Origin of the sequence: Oligoflexus sp. (assembly GCF_035638955.1) — a bacterium.
Taxonomy (GTDB): domain Bacteria; phylum Bdellovibrionota_B; class Oligoflexia; order Oligoflexales; family Oligoflexaceae; genus Oligoflexus.
The window spans coordinates 1-20,197 of record NZ_DASQYZ010000247.1 but is presented as its reverse complement, the minus strand read 5'-3'; the positions used below and the strand labels follow the sequence as shown (position 1 = coordinate 20,197).

Here is a 20,197-nt window from a genome sequence, read left to right as displayed (position 1 = left end):
AAAGTCAAAGACGCAGCAGGCAAGGAAGTTCAAATGGTCGAGGTTTCAACCCCGGTTTATCAGTACAGCAATAAGGGCGAGTTACAAATCGTGGAAATGAAACAGTTGCAGAATGTATTCGCCAATGGAACTGTGCAGACCATTGCTGCAAGCGCCAAGGGCATAAATGAAGCATCTGCTTTCCGGGCATTCTTCCAGTGATTTAGGTAAGGAGGCTCTTTAATAGACCTCCTTTTATTCTAAAGAGCATGGTCCTTCAGAGATTCTGAGGGAACGTCAGAACTCCAAAGAGATTTGATTGTGAGGCTGAGGATTGCATAAGAGCAGTCTTCAGCCTTTGTTGCAAAAGCTCCCCGCAGCCGTTCTTTCGGATAGGCATTTACGCTTGGCGTGAGGTCGAGTCCGGTTCCAAGGGCAACGACAGATAAAAGCACCCACCCGGCCCATGATCACAGGTCAAGTCCCCACCATACTGCTGGGCAATACAACGAGCACTGTAGAGGCTTAAGCCCAACCCGGCTCCAATATTCTTGGTGGTGAAAAAAGGTGTAAAGAGCGAACGCAGATGCTGTTCCGAAATACCAGGCCCGTTGTCCTCCAGCTTCATCACAAAATGCAGATTATCGCAGGTCAAGGTCAACGTCACACGCGGGCGACCTTGCCCGGTCGTGGCATCCAGGACATTGCTGATCAAACTATCGACGACATCCATCATGCTCTGTCGATGGCACAGCACACGGTAGCCAGGCGGCACGTGCGTGCGAATCGAGAGATGAATGCCCTGGGTTTTGAGATAACGTTGGCAGCGCTGTCCGATGAGCTGCGCAACCTCGCTGACCAGCCATGAATCAGGCTGGGACGCCGGGAGCAGCGTGGAGGCTCGGAGTTTCTGCAGAATCTGATGAATGCGCAGGATGGCTTCGTAGGCTCGCTTGATGCGGGTGTGAAGGATCGGCTCTTTGGTGGCTTCGCAGCTGCTTTCCAGGTTTTCCAAAGTCAGTTGCACGATGGCCAGCGGATTGTTGATTTCATGAGCGGCGCCCGCTGCCAGTCGACCGATGGCTGCAAATTTTTCGGCCCGCGCGCGGACCCGATTGAGCCGAAGCGTGCGCCGGAAGCCTAAATGGTTTTGCCAGAAAACCAGCAGCGATGGGGCTAAAACACCAATAAAAGCACCGGTGGACAGCATCAGCTTTGCCGACGGATGCAGCTCCTTCTGCAGAGCGGTGGGTTGAATGAGGAAGAGATCGAATTCAATCGAGACAAACAGCAGGAAGGCCAGGCTCGAGCTTAGGATCATCCAACGACATTCCCGGGTGCTAAACAGCAGAAAAGGGAGCAAGGCCAAATCGAGGCAATAGAGTGAAAGATGGCTATCGTTTCCATGCAGATGCACACCAAACCCCACGCCGATTAATGCGAGCCCGACATACAGAATTCGAGCTAGCAGGAAATATCGCTGCCGCGCAAACACATAAATAATGGTGAAGAGTGCGAGAAAAGGCAGGGTGGAGCGAAGCAGGGCTTCCGAGTCGCCAAGGACCAGATAAATCAATCCCAGGCCAAGGGTCAGACCAAACGACAGGAGGAGTGCGCTGTTAAAGACCAAAAGTTGAAGGCGCAAACTGCGATCCGGCAGGCGCCGCGCACCATGGGACAGAATGGACTCAAGTGTCACCCTCAAACCTGAACCGGACACACTCACTGACTGCTTCCCCGCATGAGATTCGACTGACTTTCCAATCAAGACACACGTGTTCCCACAGATGCCCGGTCAAATTTCTTTGAGATCGGAACCAGCCCATAGTAACGGGAAAGAAGTCGAATGAATAGATGAGGATATCAACTTAAGAAAAGTTGGATTTGGGCCGGACCCTGGCGAATCCAGCCGAATCGAGGGACTATTGCGGGTCCCAAAAGTGAGCTGTATCCGGGATACCGTAACGCTTACGGATGGTTTTATGGACCTTATCCAGACCCTGATAAGACAGGATCACCTCCTCGTGCCCCGGTTCGACAATAATGTGGGCGTAGCCTTCCTTCTGATATTTTTCATCCTTCAAGGCAGCCACTAGATCCTGAACATGCTCAATCGCGCGGCCATTCACCTGCGTGACCAGCACGTCCTCCATTTCGTGATAGCCCTTGTTGTATTCAATCGGTAAAACCCTTTGCAAAACCACGGCACGTGCTTTGCCGTCGACGTTCGGATTCTTTTTGTATTCAGCTTCAAAAAGATAAGGCAAGGGTGCCCTGCGTTTCCATTGCGTGCCCCAGCTTTGCATCAGACCTGCCGAAAGTTCCTGGAAAAGAAAGCCACCGAAAATAATGTAGACCGGCTGCGAAAGGGCCGGCGGTGGAATACGCTCGTGCGTGGGATCATAAGCTGGAAGGGCCTTTTCGACTTTTAACGATTCGCCCCCACGTAAAAGGGTGAGGCGTACGCGGTCGCCCGCTGCGATTTCAGCGAGCTGGCTCAGAAACGAAATACGCCCCCAGCGTGGATGTTCATAGGAACCACGCGCTGAAATACGCACGCCATTAAACTCGAGCAGCACGTCACCAACCTGCACCACATCAGCAAAGGGTGAGTCCGCCCGCACCGATTTAATCCAGACGCCATCCGGAACCACACCGGCCTTGGCATACTCCCGGAAGTAAGGCGACAGCATGGAACTGACCTGCAGACCGGGATCCACGAAACCTCGATACGGAGGCCGGCGCCAGCCTTCCAGAAAACGCTTCAAAAGACGACTCGGCAGAGCATAGACAGAGCTTGCCGATTGACCGATCGCCACAGCTACCAGTTTTTCATCACGAATAATCGGTTCAAACCATCCGTACCCCGCCCGTCGCAGTTCGAAGACATATTGCGGCAGCGGATATTCCACCAGATACACGGGTCGCACTTCCACCTCGCGCAGCTTGATGGCATTGCTGACCAGAGTCTCCCCTTCCAGAGCCTGGTAAAGGTTGACGTTGTCACCCAGCGCTAGATCTGCCCCCAGTGGCAAGGCTTCCAGCGCTGCTGGAGCGTCATCCACAAAACGAAGAATGGCCAGATTCGCCACATCATCCACAAATTCTATTTTCAAAGGATAGCGTTTGGGGTCGCCTAATTTTTCAGCTTCGAGATGGCGAGCCTCTTTCACGGCAAACGCAGCCGTGAGGACCGTCCGTTCGTCGAGGACCACTCCCATGTGCACCATGCGCTCATTTTGTTTGGCGGTCCAGGGCGCATCATAATCGGAACGTTGGACGACCGAATGAATCCGCAGCACGCTGCTGTCCAAACTCTTCGCCGTAAGCGGCAGGGTTAACAGCAGAAGGAGAAGATGAATCAACACAGTTTTCATTTGTCTGCTCCCCAATCCGCAGTAGCGCCATCCTCATCCGGCCCGAGCCAGCGTGTGAGGGGAATTTTGTAACGGGCGGTAATGTCCTTGTCCGCGCCACGGGACGCTGCCAAAGGCAGAATCAAAGGCACTTCCTCCTGCCAAAACTCAAAAACCAAATGGGGCCCGTCCGCTTCATCAAGCACCCGAGCCAGATCATCAAGGGACAATATTTTTTTACCATTCACCCGGATCACGACGGCATCCAGAAAAGGCCCCGCAAAGGTATTCACAGCATGAGGCAGCCGCTCCGTGAGGACCACCACATCACGAGCTCCCTGAAGGTCCGGGATCTGGGAAAAATGGTTGTGGATATAACGGAGATGCAGCGGCGCATCCACCGCCCACGATCGGCCCCAGGTTTCGAGGTAGTCGCGGCTGAGGCTGGAAAAAACCAGGCCCGCGAAATTCAAATAGCGCGGCTGATTCAGATAAATATGGGCCCCATCGTAAAAAGGCTGCTTGGCCTTCAGCACGACATCAACCTTGCGCCTTTGGCCTCCGCGCAGGATTTCCAGCTTGAGGGCATCGCCTCTCTGCTTCAAATCATAAAGCACGCGAAAGGAAAGGCGCTCGCCGAGATAGGAAATCTTGCCATCAATCCCAACCGGTTTGCCATCTATAGAAAGAACAATATCTCCGGATGCGACCGACCCAGCCAAGGGAGAATAGGATGCCACCTCGCTGACCTTGACTCCGCCCTCACCGGCCTTCAAACCGTGATAACGCCGCGTCGCAACATTTTCGAGCGCACCGTCCTGCACGCTGAATCCCTGCACGGGGTGACCATCATACCGTCCATCGGCAATATCGGAGAGAAAGCGTTTGATGACGGGTGTGGGTATGATATAGCCCGTATTCTCGGCTCCCGTGAACGCCTGAAAGGCCACCCCAACGGCGACCTTTCCCTGCAAAACTGGGCCGCCGCTATTGCCCGGATTGATGGCCGAGTCCACCTGCACGAGGAGGTGACTATCCGCCGCCGAATGCACATAACGGCGATAGCTGACTCGCGAGACCACGCCTTGCGTAATGGAAAGCTGTTCACCACCGGACGGATAACCTACGGTATTCACCGTTTCCCGCACTTCCGGGATATCCCCAAACGCAATCGGCGCGACCCCTTGAAAATAAGCGGGATCCAACACCTCAAGCAGGGCCAGGTCGCAGTCATGTGCCATGAATTTAACCCGCGCGCTGACCGGTTCGTCATCCCCGTCTTTAAGCACGGAAATAAATTTGCCGTTGGCCACGACATGAGCATTGGTCAGAATCCCAGCGGATCCGATATAGAATCCTGTTCCCGATGAGGATTTAACCGGCTGATGATTCCACGGCTGCTTATAGTCAGGTTCCTGCGATATTACCCTGACTTTAAAAATGGCCTTGCGCACAGAACCCAGTTCAACAGCAGACGCCTTGGTGGCGCCCAGCATCAAAACGACAACGGCCAGGAACGTCCTGCCCTTTTTGAACATAATAACCTCAAGGAGTATCACAGCTCGCAAAAGACTGCGTGCTGATCTGTCGATAGGCGCTGCAAAGATCCGTGCGCTCCTGTTCACTCAGGGCGCCCGAATCAATCTTGCTCGTAATTTGTTTTTTCAATTCCGTGGCCATGCCTTCCGTCAACTGATCTTTGAAGGCGACCGCACCCTGATGCTTCTCTCCCGTGCTGCTGCCTCCACTGCTGCCGATCTTATCCTTCTGCCCCTGCAATTCCGCAATGGCATCCACGATGCCTTTAGAGAGGTCGGCAGGGACAGCGGCCATATGTTGAAAGGCCAGTGAGACGGTTTGCAAATCATTAAACATGGCGGTCAGCATCGAGGCACGGGCTGCGGCGATTTCGGTCGGCAAAATAATATCCACCACAGACGCCAGATCCTTCACGGCCTTGATATATTCCGTCAGCGACGTTATCTCACTGCGATTTTCCAGGATGGCGGCACGTTTTTGCAGATTGGGTATGGCACCATCCTGAGTATAAAGAACAACCTGATGAAAGGCGATCGCTTCCACCAGGTGAGCCACAGCCCAAATAAAGAGGGAATTGCCATAGGTTCTCTCAACGTCCTGCTCACGAACACAGGAGTCACCGGCGTGCCGAATATCAGGATTATCGCCGAGGACCTTGACGTTCGCCGGCATGAAAGGGCAGATGACTGCCACGGCTCGGGCGATATGCAGCAGAGTGGACGAATCGGAGGCCCGGGCTTCCACGGCATTTTTCGGCAAGTACACGGGCAGGGCTCGGAACGGCCCCGTGGCCGGCGCGCCTTCCAGATCTCCCAAGCGGTTGCCGGGCAGAGTAATGGCTTCGTAATCGGTAGCACCCAAACCCACGAGACTGGCGAGCGAACCCAGTTGTCCGGAAGCGTTGCCGGATTCCTCGCCGTCGACAGCGGGACGGAGCGTCGGCTCGTCTTCTTCGGTGGCGTTCTCTTCGATCATCTTCCTTGCCAGCTGAAACATATCCAGTCCCGCCACACCCAGGTGACAGTAACCGGCTTGCACCGCACAGGCACCACAGTCAGGTGCGAGCGCAACAGCCGCTTCAGCATCCCGCAAAGCGTTCTCGTAATCGCCAGAATCCATGCGGATACGCGAACGCGAAAGCAGAGCCGCCGCATCCTGCTCAACCGAGGAGGCTGCGATAAGGCCCATGATGTTGGTGGACTCGGAGCACCCGAGCAGAAGCAACGGTAAAAGCAACCAAAGGCCGCTTACGAAGCTTTGGTATGTGCGATCTTGCGGAACACGTTTTCCCATGATTCCATGCAATCCAGTACCCTCTGAAAGGTCGTTCGGATTTCTGTAGGATTAAATGGCTTTTGAATAAAGGCATCGGCCCCATCGTTATAACAAGTCACAGCTTTGGTATAACTCATGTTGCCGGTGATGATGAGGGTTTTTATACCACGGCCCATCTGTTTCACCCGCAGATTAACCTGATCCCCGTTCAAACGCGGCATCCGGACGTCCGTAACCACGATACGCACGGGATTTTTATCGATGAAGGCCAGGGCCGCTTCAGGGTCCTGAAAGGCTGTGATGGCAAAAGCTCGAGGGAACATATCTTCCACATATTCAGCCAGGATCTCGGACAGGTCCTGTTCGTCGTCAACCATCACCATGAGATAGGGCTTACTGAACACAGTCGACTCCCCCAAGAACCTGGTTAAGCCTTCACGCGCACTGCGGTCGCAGATGCTCTTTTATTGTCTTTGATTTAACCGGGCGACGCAACCAGGGGCCTGCAGAATAAAGCCAGGATTCCAGCGCCGCTTGAATTCATAACGCAGGGGTTGGCCGGTCTTCATTTCCAGCATCGAACATCCCGCGGCGCGCGCCACGGCATCACCGGCGCCGATATCCCAGGCGGACAAAGGACTGAAGCGGGGATAGAAGTGAGCTTCTCCCTTGGCCACAAGGCAGAACTTGATCGATGAACCGATTTTAACGACCGAACTCAGCCCATTATCCTGCACGAATCCATCAAACTCTTGCTCGGGACGGGACGCACTGCAGACGGCAACGCGATTCTGGCCCCAGATGGGCTTCATCAGCTGGCGATTGATACGAAACCCTTCGTCCGAGCCGGAATAAAGTTCCTCGCGCTCGGGAGCATAGACCACACCGGCCACCGGCGTACCCTGGTCTATCAATGCTATATTGACGGTGAAGGTCGGGCGGTGGGCGATAAATTCCTTGGTGCCATCGATGGGATCGATAAGCCAATAGGTAGAGATCGCATCTGCGTCTGGCCAGGATTCCCCGCTGCCCTCTTCAGAAATAATAGGCAGGGGCGAGAGCTGGCGAAGGCCTCGGCAAATAATATCATTCGCCAGTAAATCCGCCTGAGTGACAGGGGACCGATCGTCCTTGGTGCGAACGTCGATCTTTCCAGCCCGATGGATCTTCATCACGGCCTCGCCTGCTTCGAGAGCGAGGTCTTCCAGATGTGAAATGGCTATCATGATGACACACTATCACCCATATAACTTTCAACTACGCTAATTTCTTGAGCAATTTCAGCACGTTTCTCGCCCTCGGGGTAGGCGTCCAGCGACTTCTTGAGTTTCTTGCAATAGGCCGTTATGACCTTAAGCGCCTGGTCATCTTCCAGTGTGGAGCTGCGCTGTTCGGAGGTCATGGCGTATTTGAATTCGGAGAGCAGCATGCGCAGTACGCCGGTTTTGGCCTTATCTTTGGCCCGCATGGCGTTCTTCATGTCTTCTGAAATCCGTTCCATCAAACTCAAGGCACCTGCTCCTAAGGCTATTGAACCAATACGTGACCCGAGGTTACCGTAAAGGAAGGCCTGCTGCCACGGATTTTGCTTGAAAATCCTGAAGGCTTTCTGGTACATCTCATGTCCTGGCATTGGCTGCTTATGATTAAGGATATCACCATGGCAAAAGGCAAAAACGCCCGCGAACTTATCCGCCTCGTTTCTTCCGCTGGAACTGGCTATTTCTATACGACCTCGAAAAAACGCGGTCAGGAAAAACTTCAGCTCAAGAAATATGATCCCCGAGTGAAGCAACACGTTGTGTTCAAAGAAGCCAAGATCAAGTAATTGATTCTGTCTTTCTGAATATAAAAGCGAGCCTGGATATATTCCAAGGCTCGCTTTTTTTATTCCATAACCTGTCGCGCAGGGAACGGAAACCTGTCACAGGACAGGGAAATGAATGAACTGATAGATCATCAAGCTGGTGGCCAGTAAAACCAGCGAGACCAGACAAAGCATGGCATTCGTCAGCAGCTGCATTTTCGAACCGCGGGTGGCGCGTCCATCAAAATTCATTGTGCCATACATTTGACGATGCGCTTTACGCCACTCCAGGATAAGTGCGCGTGAGCTCATCACCACTGTGACAAGACTGAGAGACATAATGATGAGGATAATGCTCTGAGCCATACTTATACCCCTCGCGGTGGTTTGCACAGGTGTCTTGAACACTCTTATGGTACCTGTTCGCCCATTTGCATCATACCTTCAGTTATTTCGTTAGAATCATGGTTTCACTCAGGTATTTTCCGCGAAAAAATTACATAAAAAATCCCGACTCATCCAAAAGTAGGACCTCGCCTTGAGCACAATCTAGATTCTTACCGTTTGCAAGAATCGTGAGCGTTGCATGGAATCAGTCACGCTTTTATATAAAAAAGGAGGATTGCGTCCCCACCTTGCATTCATCGCGTGCGCGACTTATATCCCCAAAGTTGCCCCCCACTTCAATCGAGGTCCGAGATGAAATTGAAACTGTTTGGCTATGCCTTGTCCCTGCTGCTCGCGACGCCTCTTCTTGCGCAAAGCGTGCAACCGGTTTGGAATAATCTGACGACCATCGGCATGCGCATTCCCTATGGTCAGTCGGTGTTCTCCTTCCCACTGACGGCACCTCGGCGCGTGACGCCCTTTCGCATCGTGTACGTCCCAACGCCGACCTGTACCCAGTTTTCTGTCTACCCTCGCGTGCGTTACCAGGGCAGCACAGAATTGAGCGACGTCCGCTATCAAAACAATCAATTCCAAACCGATAATAAACTCGTTGATCTGATCGAAATCAATTTCGTGCAAAATGTTTATCAGTATCAGGACTGCCAGATTTCCATTCAGAGTCTCGCCTCGGCCAATCCTCTCCCCACCCAACGCGTTTTCGCAGGGATCGTAGAACATGGAGGTGGTTTCGTGAATCGCAAACCCGTCACGCTTCAGGGTACCTACTTCACACAGGATATCGAGCTCGTCATTCCAGATTATTGTCCTGACTACGAGATCGCGGACCTTGGCATCGTCACCAGCGTGGGCACGACCTTCGTCTCGCCTGACAATGTACGCGCCCGGACCATCAGCTATCATCTGCCGCAGCCCACGTCGGTGTCGCGTCTGGAAGTGAGCCTGTTGGCTCCGCCCCTGCAAAGCTGCCAAATTCCAGTTTACGTCCGACCTTTGTAGATTCATATCATCAGATCTTTCCATTATTCAGCACTGTGTTCGTGAATTTCTGATTCTCACGAACACATTCTGCCTTCCTTCGCATCCACTCGATTGTCGATCGCATGGCCTCGCCGTATCGTTCCCCATGTGGAACGGATGACAACAATCATCACGATAAAACCCTTGAAAAAACGTATTAAGGAGCGCTTTCATGCGACGCAATCCGATCAGCAAACCTTTGTCCTTTTTACTGCTGGCCTCATTCACGGCGACTTCATCCCAGGTCTATGCTTTGCCGAGCTACACAGGGATCCAAAACACGGCGCTGAAGTCAGCCCAGGCTCAAGCAATCCAAAGAAATCCTGGCCTCGCCGGAACAGCTTTGTTCCAGGATCATTTGGATTCAAAAATCCTCTATGTGTCGCCCTCGTCCAAAAAATCACAGTCCGGCGTCTATAGTCCTGTGAACGGCGCTGTGAACTGCCCTGTCCTGGAAAATCAGTTTGCGCTGACCTATCGTTTGCCAGCCGCTTCGGAATTTGAAACCAAAGCCGCGCAAGGCGCCTACTCACCTTACTTTGATCTGCAGTATGGCAATTACTATCGGTTCGGTAACCTGATCACCACGCTGGGTCTTAAGATAGCCAACGCGGAACTGCTCAAATCGAAGCCGGAGTATGCGGCTTACAAGATTGCGGAAGAGCAGCTGCAGCTCAAAGACAATCAGATCGATGAGGTCAAATCCAGCCTCGCGGCTTTGGATAGCGCGATCTCGACCGCCGCCACCCTTCTGAGCGTGGCCACCCCCGATCAGATTGCTGGGGCCAAGGAAGGCTTGCAACTGGCCGTTGCCAACCGCCAGGAAAAATCGCCAGCCCTGATGACCCAAAAGGCCCAATTGGAAGCCGAGCGCATTCCGCTGCAAAACCAGTACTTCGCTGCGAAGCAGGCCTGGATGCCGTTCAATGCTGACCTGACCAATCTTGCAGAATCCATCAACCAGGCTCAGCAGGCTCTGGCTGTGGTTGATAAAGTCGCCAATGAAGTTTTTGGCCGAAACGAAAAAACTCTGCAGGCTTTTGAAACCAAGGTCATCGGCCTGGCCTCAGCCAGCTACTCCATCTGGGGCACGGAAGCCGCCGACATGCAGGTAGCCCTGGCTCAAGCCCCGCTCTTTTCCAATACGAATTTCGGCGTGCGTCAGCTGCCTCTTTTCAACGTGACTCTGGCTTCGACCGTTGATCCTGCCTCACACAAAGCCGGCTCCAACGATACCTCATCCTCGCCTCAGATCGATAAAATTTCGGCGCCAAAGAACGTCGTCTTTAAAGTGGCAGGGGCCAAATTCTCAGACGTTTTGCCAGGCACCACGGCCGAGTCCAGTCACTGGGTTTTCAAAACCAAAGCTGGCGTTCCCCTGCGTCCCATCGAAGTCAAACCCACAGCATCCAGCGGGACCTTTAGGGCTGACATCAACCAAGGCGTTTACTGCATGGGCAGCTCCCAACGCGGCGAGAGCACCAACGTGGCTTCCGTTATGCCTATCGGTGGCATTCGTAAAGCCTGGCTGCTCAATAGCTACAGCTACAAACCCAGATCACAGCGTGTGATGGCTCAATCGGTCGCGCTGAACTATGACTATCATGTGAAGGCTGACCCCATGCGGGTTTCCTGTACTCTCGACGTCTCCAAGTCCATGGATTACGTCCGCAACTCCGGCGAGTGGAATTTCCTCTGGTGGGGTGAAAAGTGGGACGACACACGTCGCACCACGTCCGGTTTCAACGGTGTCAGCTGCAAGACTGATGAAAACCCGAGCGATGCTTCACCCAACTCCGGTGATGCCCAGGCCCGCCTCGATGCTCTTCGCAACAAGGCAATCAACGAAATCACCAGTGAATTCCTGCTTACATTTGCCAAATCATGGCGGACTGAAATCGTCGAAGCGCCCCAGAATATTCCGGATCAAACCAAATTCTTCTCGAGCCTGGGAACCGGTTTGGAATCCATCTGCGGTCCTAACGTTTACTGCAAAGTGACCAGCGTCGTCATGAAATCCCTCGATGAGATCGCCGGCAGCCGCAGTGGCAGCACCAGTCATCATGAAGATTTCAAGGCCGTGATCAAACGTGATTATAACGAGCAGTCCTTCCGGACCTTGAAAGGCAATGCCGTCATCGACCTGACCGTTGATGCTCCTTGAGGCCATAACCTGATTATCGAAGGATGTATCCCATGAAACGCAAAATCATTCCGGGCCTGTTTGTTCTTGCTGGTTTAACTTTCCTCGGGTTCCAAAAATGGAGTGAGCAGAGTTCGATCGATCGTCCGATTCCCCCATTGCAGGAATCCAAGGCCTCCCCAACGGTCCCTATGACCGAGAAGGACATCGATCGCACCCTGGAGGTCTTGAAAAAAGTGGAAGCGCCCAGTTTTGCAACGGTCGCTGAGGAATTGCAAGCCAGTGGTGATGAAGAGGTGATGGAAAGCTTCAAGGATTATCAAAAGCGGCAGAAACGTTATGACGCCGCTTTTGTTCAATACGAGACGGCTCATGGTGACTATCGCAAGGCCGTTCATGCCGCGTCGGAGGCCAACAGTGCCGAGGTCGAAGCTGCCCTGGCCAAGGTCGATCAGGAAGCGGAAGCTCTGCAGACTGAAACCGAGGCTTTAAATGCCAGCTCGGCCTTGTTTCTGGAAGAGTATCGGCGTTACACCTTCGAAAAGTTTGGTCTGGCTTTGAATTGATGAATCGGCTGCAGGCTCGGTCGGGTGATGCCATCCGGTCGAGCCTGCAGTCCCACACGAGGCGCATCATGAAAACATCGTTATCCATTCTTTCGATCGGACTTGGCCTTCTGGCCTGTGGTGACGGCCACGCGGAAGAGCAAGCAAGCCTGGAGCTGCAGACCGAACATACGATCTGTCAGCTGGCCTGGGAACAAAATGAAGAGCAATTGGATCCTGAGGACCGGCTGGGCAACCCCTTCCCCATGCTGGCCCATCCTCATCAGAATTGGGAATTTAAAATTGCCGCGAATGGCCATACCCTGCATCTGATGCCAGCTGAGAAGCTGCAATTTCAGGTGGAACTGGACCCGGATCAAACCATCTCGGGCCAGGCGAAGATTGTGGACTGCGAGGTTCCAACCGCGTGGAAAGTTCTCGACAGTCGACTGCGGGTCACCTTTGATCCCAAGCTGGGAAATAGCCGCCAGATCACGATGATCAACGGCAAGCCCTTCGGCAGCGAAACCAAAGGTGGCCTCTACCTTCGGCATAACCTCATCCCGAGTGACCCCAATGACATCAACCTTGCCTGGTTTTTGAATGCTGCGGACATTGATGAGCCGATAACTCTCGATGCGATTCGCAAAAAACTGGGCGTCCCGCCTGAACAAGCCATCACCATCATCCGGGCCACCGACATTCTGCAGAATCGCGGCGCCATGAAATTCGAAGCCGTGGCCATGACGGTTGGCCAGGAGCCGATCCGCCATTGGGCAGTGATGCCGGCTCAAGCCTCCACACTCTGGCCGAGGCTACGCTTTCTGCCCCTGGGTGCAGCGACATCCGCTGCGACTCTTGAGGAGGCCTGGAATAAGGCCAGTATTTTGGACCTGGCTGTGCTGAAGCTTTGGGATGTTCAGCAAAATAAACCAGCCGACTGTATAGCCGTAGGGACCGGACCGAAGCCATCCTGCCGACAGATCGTCGATGATACTTTCACTCAAGTTTTTCTGCAGGCCCAGCAAAAGAATCTTGAAACCTGTGTGCACCTCGCCTGGAAAGGAAACGAATTTGCGCCGTTTTTTATCTCCACGTTTTGTGTGAGCCCCACAGGTGCTGTTCGCGACCAGAACTCTGCAGCCACAGATCATTTGGATTTTCTGCTGCCGACGGCTGTAGGACGAGGGCAGTAAATGATGCGTGGAACACGAAGGCTTGTTCTCCTGCTGACCGTTTTAGGATGGTCTCCCGTGACCTTGCGGGGGGCCGCTCGTGAGACCATAACGTCTCATGCCGATCAGGTTCAATCGGTGTTGAGATCGCTCCAGAAAACCGATCGACCGCACGTTGATCTCTCGCTCCAGCTGAAGCAAACAACGGCCTCGGGACTCACACTTCTGACTCAACATCAAAAGGTGAAGCAAGTGAAGCTCAAGCCCGTCGATACCCGGGTTTGGGTAATTCAGGGTGAAACCTTCGTCATGCCCAAGGCCGAGGGACAAAGGTCCTGCGCAGACATTCGCCAGGATTGGCACCAACTCGATCGTGTTTATGCCGAGGTCAATGGCCTGGCTGTGGAACTTGAGGAGGTCTATAGCCAGGCGGATTTCTGTGCTCCTTGTGCGCAGACGGTTCTGCAAACATTAAAGGAAGCGACCCTGGATCTGGAAAGCATCAGCTCGCGTCTGCATCAGGATGGGGATCGGTTGATCACCGTAATTTGGGGGCCTCAGGCTTTTATCGAGGATCGCCAGGAGATATACACCGGCCTGACTTGGGATCAGCTCGTCTACTACAACATCGATGGCGACTCCCAGGTGGCCGATTCTCAGCAAGGCCTGCCCTGGCCGCCTGGACTGATCATTCGACAACCGCTGCTGCGGAATGGAATTCAGTTTCAGCTGACGACCTCAGCCGAGCGGGCCTGCAGCCCCGGTTTTGAAGTGAGGCTCGATGGGACGGGGCTGGCGACTGTGGCTCCCCAACGCATGATCAGCTGGCCGGACAAAGGGGACGGGCGATTGCGGACCGCGCCTGTGAGTTTGATTTTGCTCACCAGTCATCGTTAGTCATGGCGTGAATTGCGGATGGGAAGAAGACCGTACCGGTGTTATAGCTTGCTCGTGAAGGAACAGGACCCCCAACACGAGGAATTACCTATGCACATTTCCGAAGAATCCCTGAGGGAAGCTCTTGGTTTCGAATTAACTGACATGATGTATCGGCAAAAAGCCCTGGCCCTTTGCAATGAACGCATTGGATTTTGGAGCCAGGATTTTCGAACCATGGCCGACGATGATCAAAAAAATCTGGACCTCTTGGAAACGGTCATCAGCGCCTTTGGAATACGGGTGTCTCCTCGGCGATCCACAACCCAAATTGCCGACCTTTTGATCGACATCGTGGTGGGCGAAACCGCCCAACCCTTGGAAAAACTGGGTGCCTATGCTCTCTTAAAAAAAAGCCAGCTGATGGCCACGCAGCTGATTCATAAAGCCACACCTGAAGTCTTACCCGATATACAGATAACCCTGGCGCCATTGGATGCCATGCAGACCAATCTCAACCGCCATGTGAATGCTCTGAAAAATTTTACGGACCACACGGGCGTGGCCTGGCTTACAGGTCAGGATATGCCCGAGGGCCTTTTGACCCGCGCCCGCGGGGTGGTTTCTGATCTGACCGATCGTGTGATGAATCGCAAGACAGGGACAATCGAGGAACGGGAAATTTTTTCCGTTCTGCAAATGGATCATCGGAAGGTCGAACTTCTCTTCAAGGAAATCGAGGAATCCAAAACCCACGAACGCGCACTTGGCATCTTTCGGCAACTGACCGCGGATTTGAACGCGCATTCCGTGGCGGAAGAAGAAACCGTCTACAGCCGTTTTCAGGACGTAACGGGTTTGCGGGAGTTCCTGAATGAGGCAAGGCAGGATCACGCGGATATTCGTGTCCTGCTCGATGAGGCCGCTGATTTGCACGACGAGCACGAGGCCTTTCTGGATAAAATCGACGAGCTGCATCAATTGGTGTCGCAGCACGTCGAAGAGGAAGAAAACCAAATCTTCAAACTCATCCGAAAAAACAGTAGCGAGGAGCTGCGCCGGGATTTAACCCACCATTTCCTGAAAGCCAAACAAAGGATCCAGGAAAATGTCGGGGCCACTGATCTGACGACACGCCCGGGCTCGCAGCCGATAGCTCCGTTCTAAACCACCTTAGGCCATGAGCTCGGCATACTCCTCAGGTAAATCGTGGGCCAGCATGGATTCCATGCGGTCCAGGACGATATTGGTGATGACTTTCTTGGTCATGCGGCAGTGCATGGTCTCCGCGGAATGAAACGACCCATTTTCATAGAGTTTGTTGGATGGGGCGCCCCCGCCGCAAAAATGAAAGTACTCGCAGGTGGCCTGGCAGGCCTTCACTCCGGCCTCGATCTCCTGCGTCATCTGCTGAAACTTGGCTGATTCCTTCAGCTCTTCAATGCCTGATCGCAGAAAATTGCCGAGAATAAAGTCACCGTAGACCGGGTGCTTCATACCCAGCAGTTCCGGACTGAAACTGCTGAAATTGCCATCCACATCGACGTTGATAATGGATAAAGGATTATTTTCCATCGCCAGCATCCGCGAACCGCGTCGCACGCTTCCCATGATGGCGTGATGAGCGTGTTGGAATTCCCGCACCAGATTCGGCTTGCCCACCGCAAAGCTCAGCTCATGCATCCGGATCATGAACTGGCCAAATTCCTCTTCCGTCACCGACTGCAGGCTCGATGTGTCATGCACGCCTTCGATCTCTTCCACATTGAAGGCAATACAATCCGGCCCCAGGCTGTAGAGATACTGAAAGATCGCATCCGGCTGCGCAACGGCATCCTTGGTCACCACCGATATGGTGTGAAAGGATAAGCCTGCTTCCTGAAGGCAGCGAACGCCACGTTCGATCTGAGCCAGGGATCCTTTTCCGCTGCGGTCGACCCGGAATTTGTCATTGATAAAAGCAGGCCCATCAATGCTGACTCCCACACTGATCGGCATGTCTTTGAACAGCTGGCACCAGTCCTTATTGATAAGGGTGCCGTTGGTCTGGAGGCAGTGTTTCACCGTAATATCGGCTGGCAGATGCTTGCGAATGGCGGCATCCGCTTCCCGATAAAATCGCAGTCCAGCCGCCAACGGTTCGCCGGCATGCCAGACGACTGAAAATGATTTATTGATAAGGCCAGAGGCCGCGATACGGGCCACGCTCTGTTCGATCACGTCCATACCCATGCGGCGACGTATCGATTTATCGGGCAGATAGCAGTAGGTACAGTTCAGGTTGCAATAGGGAGTGGCTTGTAGAATAAGCAGTCGCAGTGGTCCCATACAGCGCCTCCATGGGGCTGGGGGTTCCTTCCCTTGTGAGAAGGAACCGTCAGTTCAATCAATGTCCTGGATGAAAGTTCGTCCAGTTTCTCCAGTCCTTCCAATCGTTCCAATCCTTCCAGTCGTTCCAATCCTTCCAGTCGTTCCAATCTTTCCAATCCGCCCAGTTATTCCAGTCGGACCAGTCGGACCAGTCTCGCCAATCCTTCCAATCAGTCCAGTCCGTCCAATCCTGCCAGGGATGGACGGGACCTGTCCGGTCTGCCGCAGGGCCCAGTGCTTTGACGAGCTTGCTGACATCACCTTCTGCGGAAAAGCCTGCCGTGGAACGGATGAAACCCAGCACCACGGCCAGCACCGCAGCCCGCTTCATCAAACCATTCGGCCCTTCGCTGCTCTTCAGCCCTTTGAGAATTTCCTTGGCCTTGTCCAAATGTTCGCGATTCATAACTCTCCTTTCTTTAGCACAAAAGATCCGAGAATCTGGAGTTTGCCTTCTCCATTACGGGCATAGTAATTCCCTGCCAGCTGCTGTCGGTTCGTGCCACCGATGAACACCTGATAGAGCTTCATATTTTCCGGTCCGCCTGGCTGAATCAGCAGGGAACTCCGCTCGCCTTCCTCGACCACGCGGATGTGATCATCCAGTGGCCCGCGCAGATGACTTCGACTGATTGGTGCACGTTGCTTATTCAGAAGTTCAACCGTGATTTCGCCTTGGAAATGATTCTGTTCAACCTCGCCATCGATTTTCAGCTGAAGAATACGGTCGTCGCCGCCGTCTCCCTCAACCTTGCCTTCAAACGTTCCTTTCAAATAGTTCTCAATCAACGACAGTTGGGAGATATTGCGAAATCTTGTGAATTTATCCGGATCCTGAAGTTGATTTTTGGTCAGGAATTTTTTCTGTTCTGTGAACGGCAGGGCCAATATCTCATCGACCGCAAATTTTTGCAGATCCAAGGGCTCGGCGGATGCAGGTTCAGGTTTCTTTTCTGGAGCGGCTTCCACGGAGGTTTTGGGCTCTTCGATAGGGTGTTCAGGGACCGCATCTAAGGGAATCTTTGTCACAGAACGCTCGGTGCTCATCACGTTCGCAGGGATGGAACGCGGCGTCTGAGATAATGAAAGATCCCTTGTCCTGATTGGCTTTGGCCTCGATGTCACCCAAAGGAATGCAACCATAAGGATGAGGCAACAGCCCGCCCATAGCAGCGCCTTGTTCATAAATTTCGCTCTTTTGAAAAAAATTAAGTTGTCTGTGAAAGGCTTACAAGAGTTGGTTTAGATCAATCGTATTACAAACGCAATACTGAGAAATCGCCAGGCTTCGCTACCGAAATTCCCTTACGCAGCAATGCGGGATGGACGATTGCTATCGGCTGATTTATAGGATGGGAGTCTGCAGAGGAGGATGATTCATGCTACTCCGTGACTATCTCAAGGATCACATCGAACCCATCGAAGTCGACAGTTTTTTTGACGATGATTTTTGTGAGGCATGCATTCAGAAAGCTGAACTTGGATCATGGCGGATGTCCAATTACGGCTCGCGGAAAATTCAGACGACTGATCTGCATCAAGACTGGCTTGAAGACAAACTGCGTGCGCACGTTCCAGAACGCGTCATGAATTGGGAATACGTGGGCATTCATAAAGCGACCTGTCAGTTCTTTAAATACACCGAGAACGATACCTTCCCCGATCATCAGGATCAGGCGATCGCTGCGGCGCCTGACGTGCAGAGTCTTTTGACTCTGGTGGTCTACCTCAATCGCTGCCAGGGCGGTGCCACGGGCTTCCCCGAACTTAGGCAAAGCATCCAGCCATCCCAAGGGAAAGCGGTGATCTTTCCGCAGAACCTCACGCATAACAGCGCGCGTATCGAAAGTGGCTTGAAATACATCCTGCGCGCCCAGATCCTTTATAAAAATTGTGGTTCGCTTCCCTACTAGGAACAGCCCTCAGGATCTCTGAGGGCTGGCACTCGGAACAAAACTCAGTACATACAGAACATGCCACTCTGATTACGACAATGTGAAGTCGACAGAGTGGTTATCGTTTGGGACTCTTCATTTGCCTTGAAAGGCGTAGCTGTGCTATCGAGAAGCAGAGTTGCGATCCCTAATTCATGCGAGGTTACTATGCAATTGATCCGTTTCGGCCTTTTGAGCTTGTTGGCCCTGGCTCCTCTGAGTTCCTTTGCAGCCTTCAAACTGGAACCAGGACGCTCCCTGCCCCCACTCACCATTTCGGGCGAGCATGGCGGCAACGTGAAGAACGGTGGCGCCTGGGACAGTCAGTCCATGAACGGCACGCTCAACTTTTTGGTTTATGTCGATCCTGATGACAGCGAATTGAATGATGCCCTGGTGAATCGTTTGCATGACGAAAAATTTCCTGAGGCTTTCTTCCAGTCCGTCGCCATTATCAATATGGCCGCCACCTGGAAGCCGAACGCGATCATTATGAGCGTTCTGCGTGGCAAGCAGGAAAAGTTTCCCCGTACGACCTATGTCTTCGACAAGGATCGTTATGCCGCGCAAAACTGGAATCTGACCCCTGAGGGTTATCATGTCCTGCTCGTGGATCGTGATGGCAGCATTCTTTATGAAAAGGCTGGCAAGCTTGATAAGGGCGAGATTGATAAGTTCGTGGACCTGATCAAAGTGAAGATCAAGGACGCGGAGCAAGCCCCTATCGCCAAGGCTGAACCGTCACCAGCGGAAGCTCAAAAAGCCAAGAAAGCTCTCTAAAGCGATTTCTTTGTATAAGAAGATGCTACGTCCTACTGACTAGCATCTTTCCTCGCGGATTCACTCCATGACCCTGTCTAGAGAACCCGTTGCAGACCAATATCTGTAGCTCGCTTGAAGCATGGACCAGACCCCGATTCGCCCAATCTTAAGTAGAGAGCAGCGGGCAGATGTTCCCAGTGGCGCAAATCCGGTGAAAGCGCCGAGTCGACCACATCATCGCTTTTCGATATGAGAACGGTGCCACCCTGAATGCTGATTTTGCATAAGGCTCTATCACCTTTGGCTGCGATATCAAGAGCACAGCCCCCAACCACAAGGCTGGCTCCTGTGGCGACCGTTGTGATGCCATAAACCAAACCAATAGGCAGACGAATCCAACTCTTGACGTTGACCAGCGGGTGATAGTCATGGCTGTGACGTATCGCAATCTTGTGGAACCAGGTCGAAGTTGGTACCAATATTCCGGCATCATCGGCACAGGCCAAGGGGAAAGCTGGCTTAGGCTGGATGCTGAAATAGCCGCTCGGCGAGGACGTAAATTTCATGGACCAGGTGACTTCAGGAAACCTGCCGACTTCAAAAATCTGCCAGGGCGTTGCCGTTCCGACCTGCTTGCGATCGATCTGCTTGATTCTCTTCTGCGCAAATTCCCGGAGTCTCCTGTCAGCCTTATCAGATTGGGTCAACCACAACCAGAAAGGGCGAGACGAGAAACCTTCACTCGGAAAGTTATCCCACAGGGCAGCCTGCAAGAGGGCATTGACCGGATCCTGGCCATGATTATGAACTGCTCCACCCAATCCTCATAAGCCCTGCGGGCTTGGCAGCCGCTCATCGATTCGCGGATTTTGGTATGGAATGGAGTTTCGTGTTTCACAGGAAAAGAGTTCTTCTCCTCCACACCTGAGGCCGGTTCCCGACCCGTGACAAAGCCTGTCAAAGCGTAATTTAAGATTACCAGAGCCGCATTCAGATCCCGATCAAGTA

Annotated in this window: 22 protein-coding genes; 10 read left to right on the top strand and 12 right to left on the bottom strand. The window is 53.1% G+C overall.

Features of this window, described 5'->3' with window-relative positions; all coding sequences use genetic code 11:
* The coding region (locus tag VE954_RS22985; protein ID WP_324957185.1) for a hypothetical protein at positions 1 to 201 on the top strand (201 nt) is incomplete at its 5' end.
* Between the two features lie 178 nt (positions 202 to 379).
* Here VE954_RS22985 and VE954_RS22980 read toward each other — a convergent pair.
* The 7 genes from VE954_RS22980 to VE954_RS22950 all read right to left on the bottom strand — a co-directional run bounded on the left by VE954_RS22980 (position 380) and on the right by VE954_RS22950 (position 7,767).
* Positions 380 to 1,705 carry a HAMP domain-containing sensor histidine kinase gene (locus tag VE954_RS22980; RefSeq protein WP_324957183.1) on the bottom strand — a complete coding sequence of 442 codons (1,326 nt, stop codon included), beginning with the start codon at positions 1,703 to 1,705 and terminating at the stop codon, positions 380 to 382.
* Between the two features lie 196 nt (positions 1,706 to 1,901).
* Positions 1,902 to 3,356, bottom strand: coding sequence for a PDZ domain-containing protein (locus tag VE954_RS22975; protein ID WP_324957181.1), 1,455 nt, complete (start codon positions 3,354 to 3,356; stop codon positions 1,902 to 1,904).
* Positions 3,353 to 4,873: a S1C family serine protease gene (locus VE954_RS22970; RefSeq protein ID WP_324957179.1), complete on the bottom strand. Its 1,521-nt coding sequence runs from the start codon at positions 4,871 to 4,873 to the stop codon at positions 3,353 to 3,355. The genes VE954_RS22975 and VE954_RS22970 overlap by 4 nt, the downstream gene beginning before the upstream one ends.
* A 7-nt stretch (positions 4,874 to 4,880) precedes the next feature.
* The gene (locus tag VE954_RS22965) at positions 4,881 to 6,167 is read right to left on the bottom strand and encodes a hypothetical protein (RefSeq protein WP_324957178.1); all 1,287 of its coding nucleotides are present in this window, start codon (positions 6,165 to 6,167) and stop codon (positions 4,881 to 4,883) included.
* The gene (locus tag VE954_RS22960) at positions 6,122 to 6,553 is read right to left on the bottom strand and encodes a response regulator (protein ID WP_324957176.1); all 432 of its coding nucleotides are present in this window, start codon (positions 6,551 to 6,553) and stop codon (positions 6,122 to 6,124) included. The genes VE954_RS22965 and VE954_RS22960 overlap by 46 nt, the downstream gene beginning before the upstream one ends.
* A 60-nt stretch (positions 6,554 to 6,613) precedes the next feature.
* Positions 6,614 to 7,375 (bottom strand): 3'(2'),5'-bisphosphate nucleotidase CysQ, encoded by a 762-nt coding sequence (locus VE954_RS22955; protein WP_324957175.1) that lies wholly within the window; start codon positions 7,373 to 7,375, stop codon positions 6,614 to 6,616.
* Positions 7,372 to 7,767, bottom strand: coding sequence for a GatB/YqeY domain-containing protein (locus VE954_RS22950; RefSeq protein ID WP_324957173.1), 396 nt, complete (start codon positions 7,765 to 7,767; stop codon positions 7,372 to 7,374). The genes VE954_RS22955 and VE954_RS22950 overlap by 4 nt, the downstream gene beginning before the upstream one ends.
* Positions 7,768 to 7,809: 42 nt before the next feature.
* Between VE954_RS22950 and rpmG the strand changes: the two genes are divergently transcribed.
* On the top strand, positions 7,810 to 7,977 hold the full coding sequence (rpmG, locus tag VE954_RS22945) for a 50S ribosomal protein L33 (protein WP_324957171.1): 168 nt from the start codon (positions 7,810 to 7,812) through the stop codon (positions 7,975 to 7,977).
* A 96-nt stretch (positions 7,978 to 8,073) separates the two neighbouring features.
* Here rpmG and VE954_RS22940 read toward each other — a convergent pair whose 3' ends face one another.
* On the bottom strand, positions 8,074 to 8,322 hold the full coding sequence (locus VE954_RS22940; RefSeq protein WP_324957169.1) for a hypothetical protein: 249 nt from the start codon (positions 8,320 to 8,322) through the stop codon (positions 8,074 to 8,076).
* A 333-nt stretch (positions 8,323 to 8,655) separates the two neighbouring features.
* Between VE954_RS22940 and VE954_RS22935 the strand changes: the two genes are divergently transcribed.
* The 6 genes from VE954_RS22935 to VE954_RS22910 all read left to right on the top strand — a co-directional run bounded on the left by VE954_RS22935 (position 8,656) and on the right by VE954_RS22910 (position 15,290).
* A complete protein-coding gene (locus VE954_RS22935; RefSeq protein WP_324957167.1) occupies positions 8,656 to 9,363 on the top strand; it encodes a hypothetical protein in 708 nt (235 codons plus the stop codon).
* Positions 9,364 to 9,556: 193 nt separating this feature from the next.
* Positions 9,557 to 11,548, top strand: coding sequence for a hypothetical protein (locus VE954_RS22930; RefSeq protein WP_324957165.1), 1,992 nt, complete (start codon positions 9,557 to 9,559; stop codon positions 11,546 to 11,548).
* 32 nt (positions 11,549 to 11,580) lie between these two features.
* A complete protein-coding gene (locus VE954_RS22925) occupies positions 11,581 to 12,093 on the top strand; it encodes a hypothetical protein (RefSeq protein ID WP_324957163.1) in 513 nt (170 codons plus the stop codon).
* 68 nt (positions 12,094 to 12,161) lie between these two features.
* The gene (locus VE954_RS22920; RefSeq protein WP_324957161.1) at positions 12,162 to 13,268 is read left to right on the top strand and encodes a hypothetical protein; all 1,107 of its coding nucleotides are present in this window, start codon (positions 12,162 to 12,164) and stop codon (positions 13,266 to 13,268) included.
* Complete coding sequence (locus tag VE954_RS22915) at positions 13,269 to 14,144, top strand: hypothetical protein (protein ID WP_324957159.1); 876 nt, start codon at positions 13,269 to 13,271, stop codon at positions 14,142 to 14,144.
* Between the two features lie 90 nt (positions 14,145 to 14,234).
* A complete protein-coding gene (locus VE954_RS22910) occupies positions 14,235 to 15,290 on the top strand; it encodes a hemerythrin domain-containing protein (protein ID WP_324957157.1) in 1,056 nt (351 codons plus the stop codon).
* A gap of 6 nt (positions 15,291 to 15,296) precedes the next feature.
* On the opposite strand, the gene grrM is transcribed toward VE954_RS22910, so the two are convergent.
* Genes grrM through VE954_RS22895 form a run of 3 tightly spaced genes read right to left on the bottom strand, consistent with a single transcriptional unit; the run spans position 15,297 to position 17,522 of the window.
* Entirely contained in the window at positions 15,297 to 16,451 is a 1,155-nt protein-coding gene (gene grrM, locus VE954_RS22905; protein ID WP_324957155.1) for a cyclophane-forming radical SAM/SPASM peptide maturase GrrM/OscB, read from the bottom strand.
* A gap of 58 nt (positions 16,452 to 16,509) precedes the next feature.
* Positions 16,510 to 16,899, bottom strand: a complete 390-nt coding sequence (locus tag VE954_RS22900) for a hypothetical protein (RefSeq protein WP_324957154.1) — start codon at positions 16,897 to 16,899, stop codon at positions 16,510 to 16,512.
* Positions 16,896 to 17,522, bottom strand: coding sequence for a hypothetical protein (locus VE954_RS22895; RefSeq protein WP_324957152.1), 627 nt, complete (start codon positions 17,520 to 17,522; stop codon positions 16,896 to 16,898). Before VE954_RS22895 ends, VE954_RS22900 begins: the two co-directional genes overlap by 4 nt.
* A 350-nt stretch (positions 17,523 to 17,872) precedes the next feature.
* Between VE954_RS22895 and VE954_RS22890 the strand changes: the two genes are divergently transcribed.
* Positions 17,873 to 18,406: a 2OG-Fe(II) oxygenase gene (locus VE954_RS22890; protein ID WP_324957150.1), complete on the top strand. Its 534-nt coding sequence runs from the start codon at positions 17,873 to 17,875 to the stop codon at positions 18,404 to 18,406.
* 189 nt (positions 18,407 to 18,595) lie between these two features.
* Positions 18,596 to 19,207 carry a YtfJ family protein gene (locus tag VE954_RS22885; protein ID WP_324957148.1) on the top strand — a complete coding sequence of 204 codons (612 nt, stop codon included), beginning with the start codon at positions 18,596 to 18,598 and terminating at the stop codon, positions 19,205 to 19,207.
* 77 nt (positions 19,208 to 19,284) lie between these two features.
* Here the strand turns inward: VE954_RS22885 and VE954_RS22880 are convergent, their stop codons facing one another.
* Positions 19,285 to 20,010 (bottom strand): hypothetical protein, encoded by a 726-nt coding sequence (locus VE954_RS22880; protein ID WP_324957146.1) that lies wholly within the window; start codon positions 20,008 to 20,010, stop codon positions 19,285 to 19,287.
* Positions 20,011 to 20,197: the final 187 nt, after the last annotated feature.

What these genes read in the sequence shown, in the direction of transcription:
- VE954_RS22975 (WP_324957181.1), bottom strand. Translation starts at nt 3,356, where the DNA reads ATGAAAACTGTGTTGATTCATCTTCTCCTTCTGCTGTTAACCCTGCCG.
- VE954_RS22970 (WP_324957179.1), bottom strand. Translation starts at nt 4,873, where the DNA reads ATGTTCAAAAAGGGCAGGACGTTCCTGGCCGTTGTCGTTTTGATGCTG.
- VE954_RS22965 (WP_324957178.1), bottom strand. Translation starts at nt 6,167, where the DNA reads ATGGGAAAACGTGTTCCGCAAGATCGCACATACCAAAGCTTCGTAAGC.
- VE954_RS22955 (WP_324957175.1), bottom strand. Translation starts at nt 7,375, where the DNA reads ATGATAGCCATTTCACATCTGGAAGACCTCGCTCTCGAAGCAGGCGAG.
- VE954_RS22950 (WP_324957173.1), bottom strand. Translation starts at nt 7,767, where the DNA reads ATGTACCAGAAAGCCTTCAGGATTTTCAAGCAAAATCCGTGGCAGCAG.
- rpmG (WP_324957171.1), top strand. Translation starts at nt 7,810, where the DNA reads ATGGCAAAAGGCAAAAACGCCCGCGAACTTATCCGCCTCGTTTCTTCC.
- VE954_RS22940 (WP_324957169.1), bottom strand. Translation starts at nt 8,322, where the DNA reads ATGGCTCAGAGCATTATCCTCATCATTATGTCTCTCAGTCTTGTCACA.
- VE954_RS22935 (WP_324957167.1), top strand. Translation starts at nt 8,656, where the DNA reads ATGAAATTGAAACTGTTTGGCTATGCCTTGTCCCTGCTGCTCGCGACG.
- VE954_RS22930 (WP_324957165.1), top strand. Translation starts at nt 9,557, where the DNA reads ATGCGACGCAATCCGATCAGCAAACCTTTGTCCTTTTTACTGCTGGCC.
- VE954_RS22925 (WP_324957163.1), top strand. Translation starts at nt 11,581, where the DNA reads ATGAAACGCAAAATCATTCCGGGCCTGTTTGTTCTTGCTGGTTTAACT.
- VE954_RS22920 (WP_324957161.1), top strand. Translation starts at nt 12,162, where the DNA reads ATGAAAACATCGTTATCCATTCTTTCGATCGGACTTGGCCTTCTGGCC.
- VE954_RS22915 (WP_324957159.1), top strand. Translation starts at nt 13,269, where the DNA reads ATGATGCGTGGAACACGAAGGCTTGTTCTCCTGCTGACCGTTTTAGGA.
- VE954_RS22910 (WP_324957157.1), top strand. Translation starts at nt 14,235, where the DNA reads ATGCACATTTCCGAAGAATCCCTGAGGGAAGCTCTTGGTTTCGAATTA.
- grrM (WP_324957155.1), bottom strand. Translation starts at nt 16,451, where the DNA reads ATGGGACCACTGCGACTGCTTATTCTACAAGCCACTCCCTATTGCAAC.
- VE954_RS22900 (WP_324957154.1), bottom strand. Translation starts at nt 16,899, where the DNA reads ATGAATCGCGAACATTTGGACAAGGCCAAGGAAATTCTCAAAGGGCTG.
- VE954_RS22890 (WP_324957150.1), top strand. Translation starts at nt 17,873, where the DNA reads ATGCTACTCCGTGACTATCTCAAGGATCACATCGAACCCATCGAAGTC.
- VE954_RS22885 (WP_324957148.1), top strand. Translation starts at nt 18,596, where the DNA reads ATGCAATTGATCCGTTTCGGCCTTTTGAGCTTGTTGGCCCTGGCTCCT.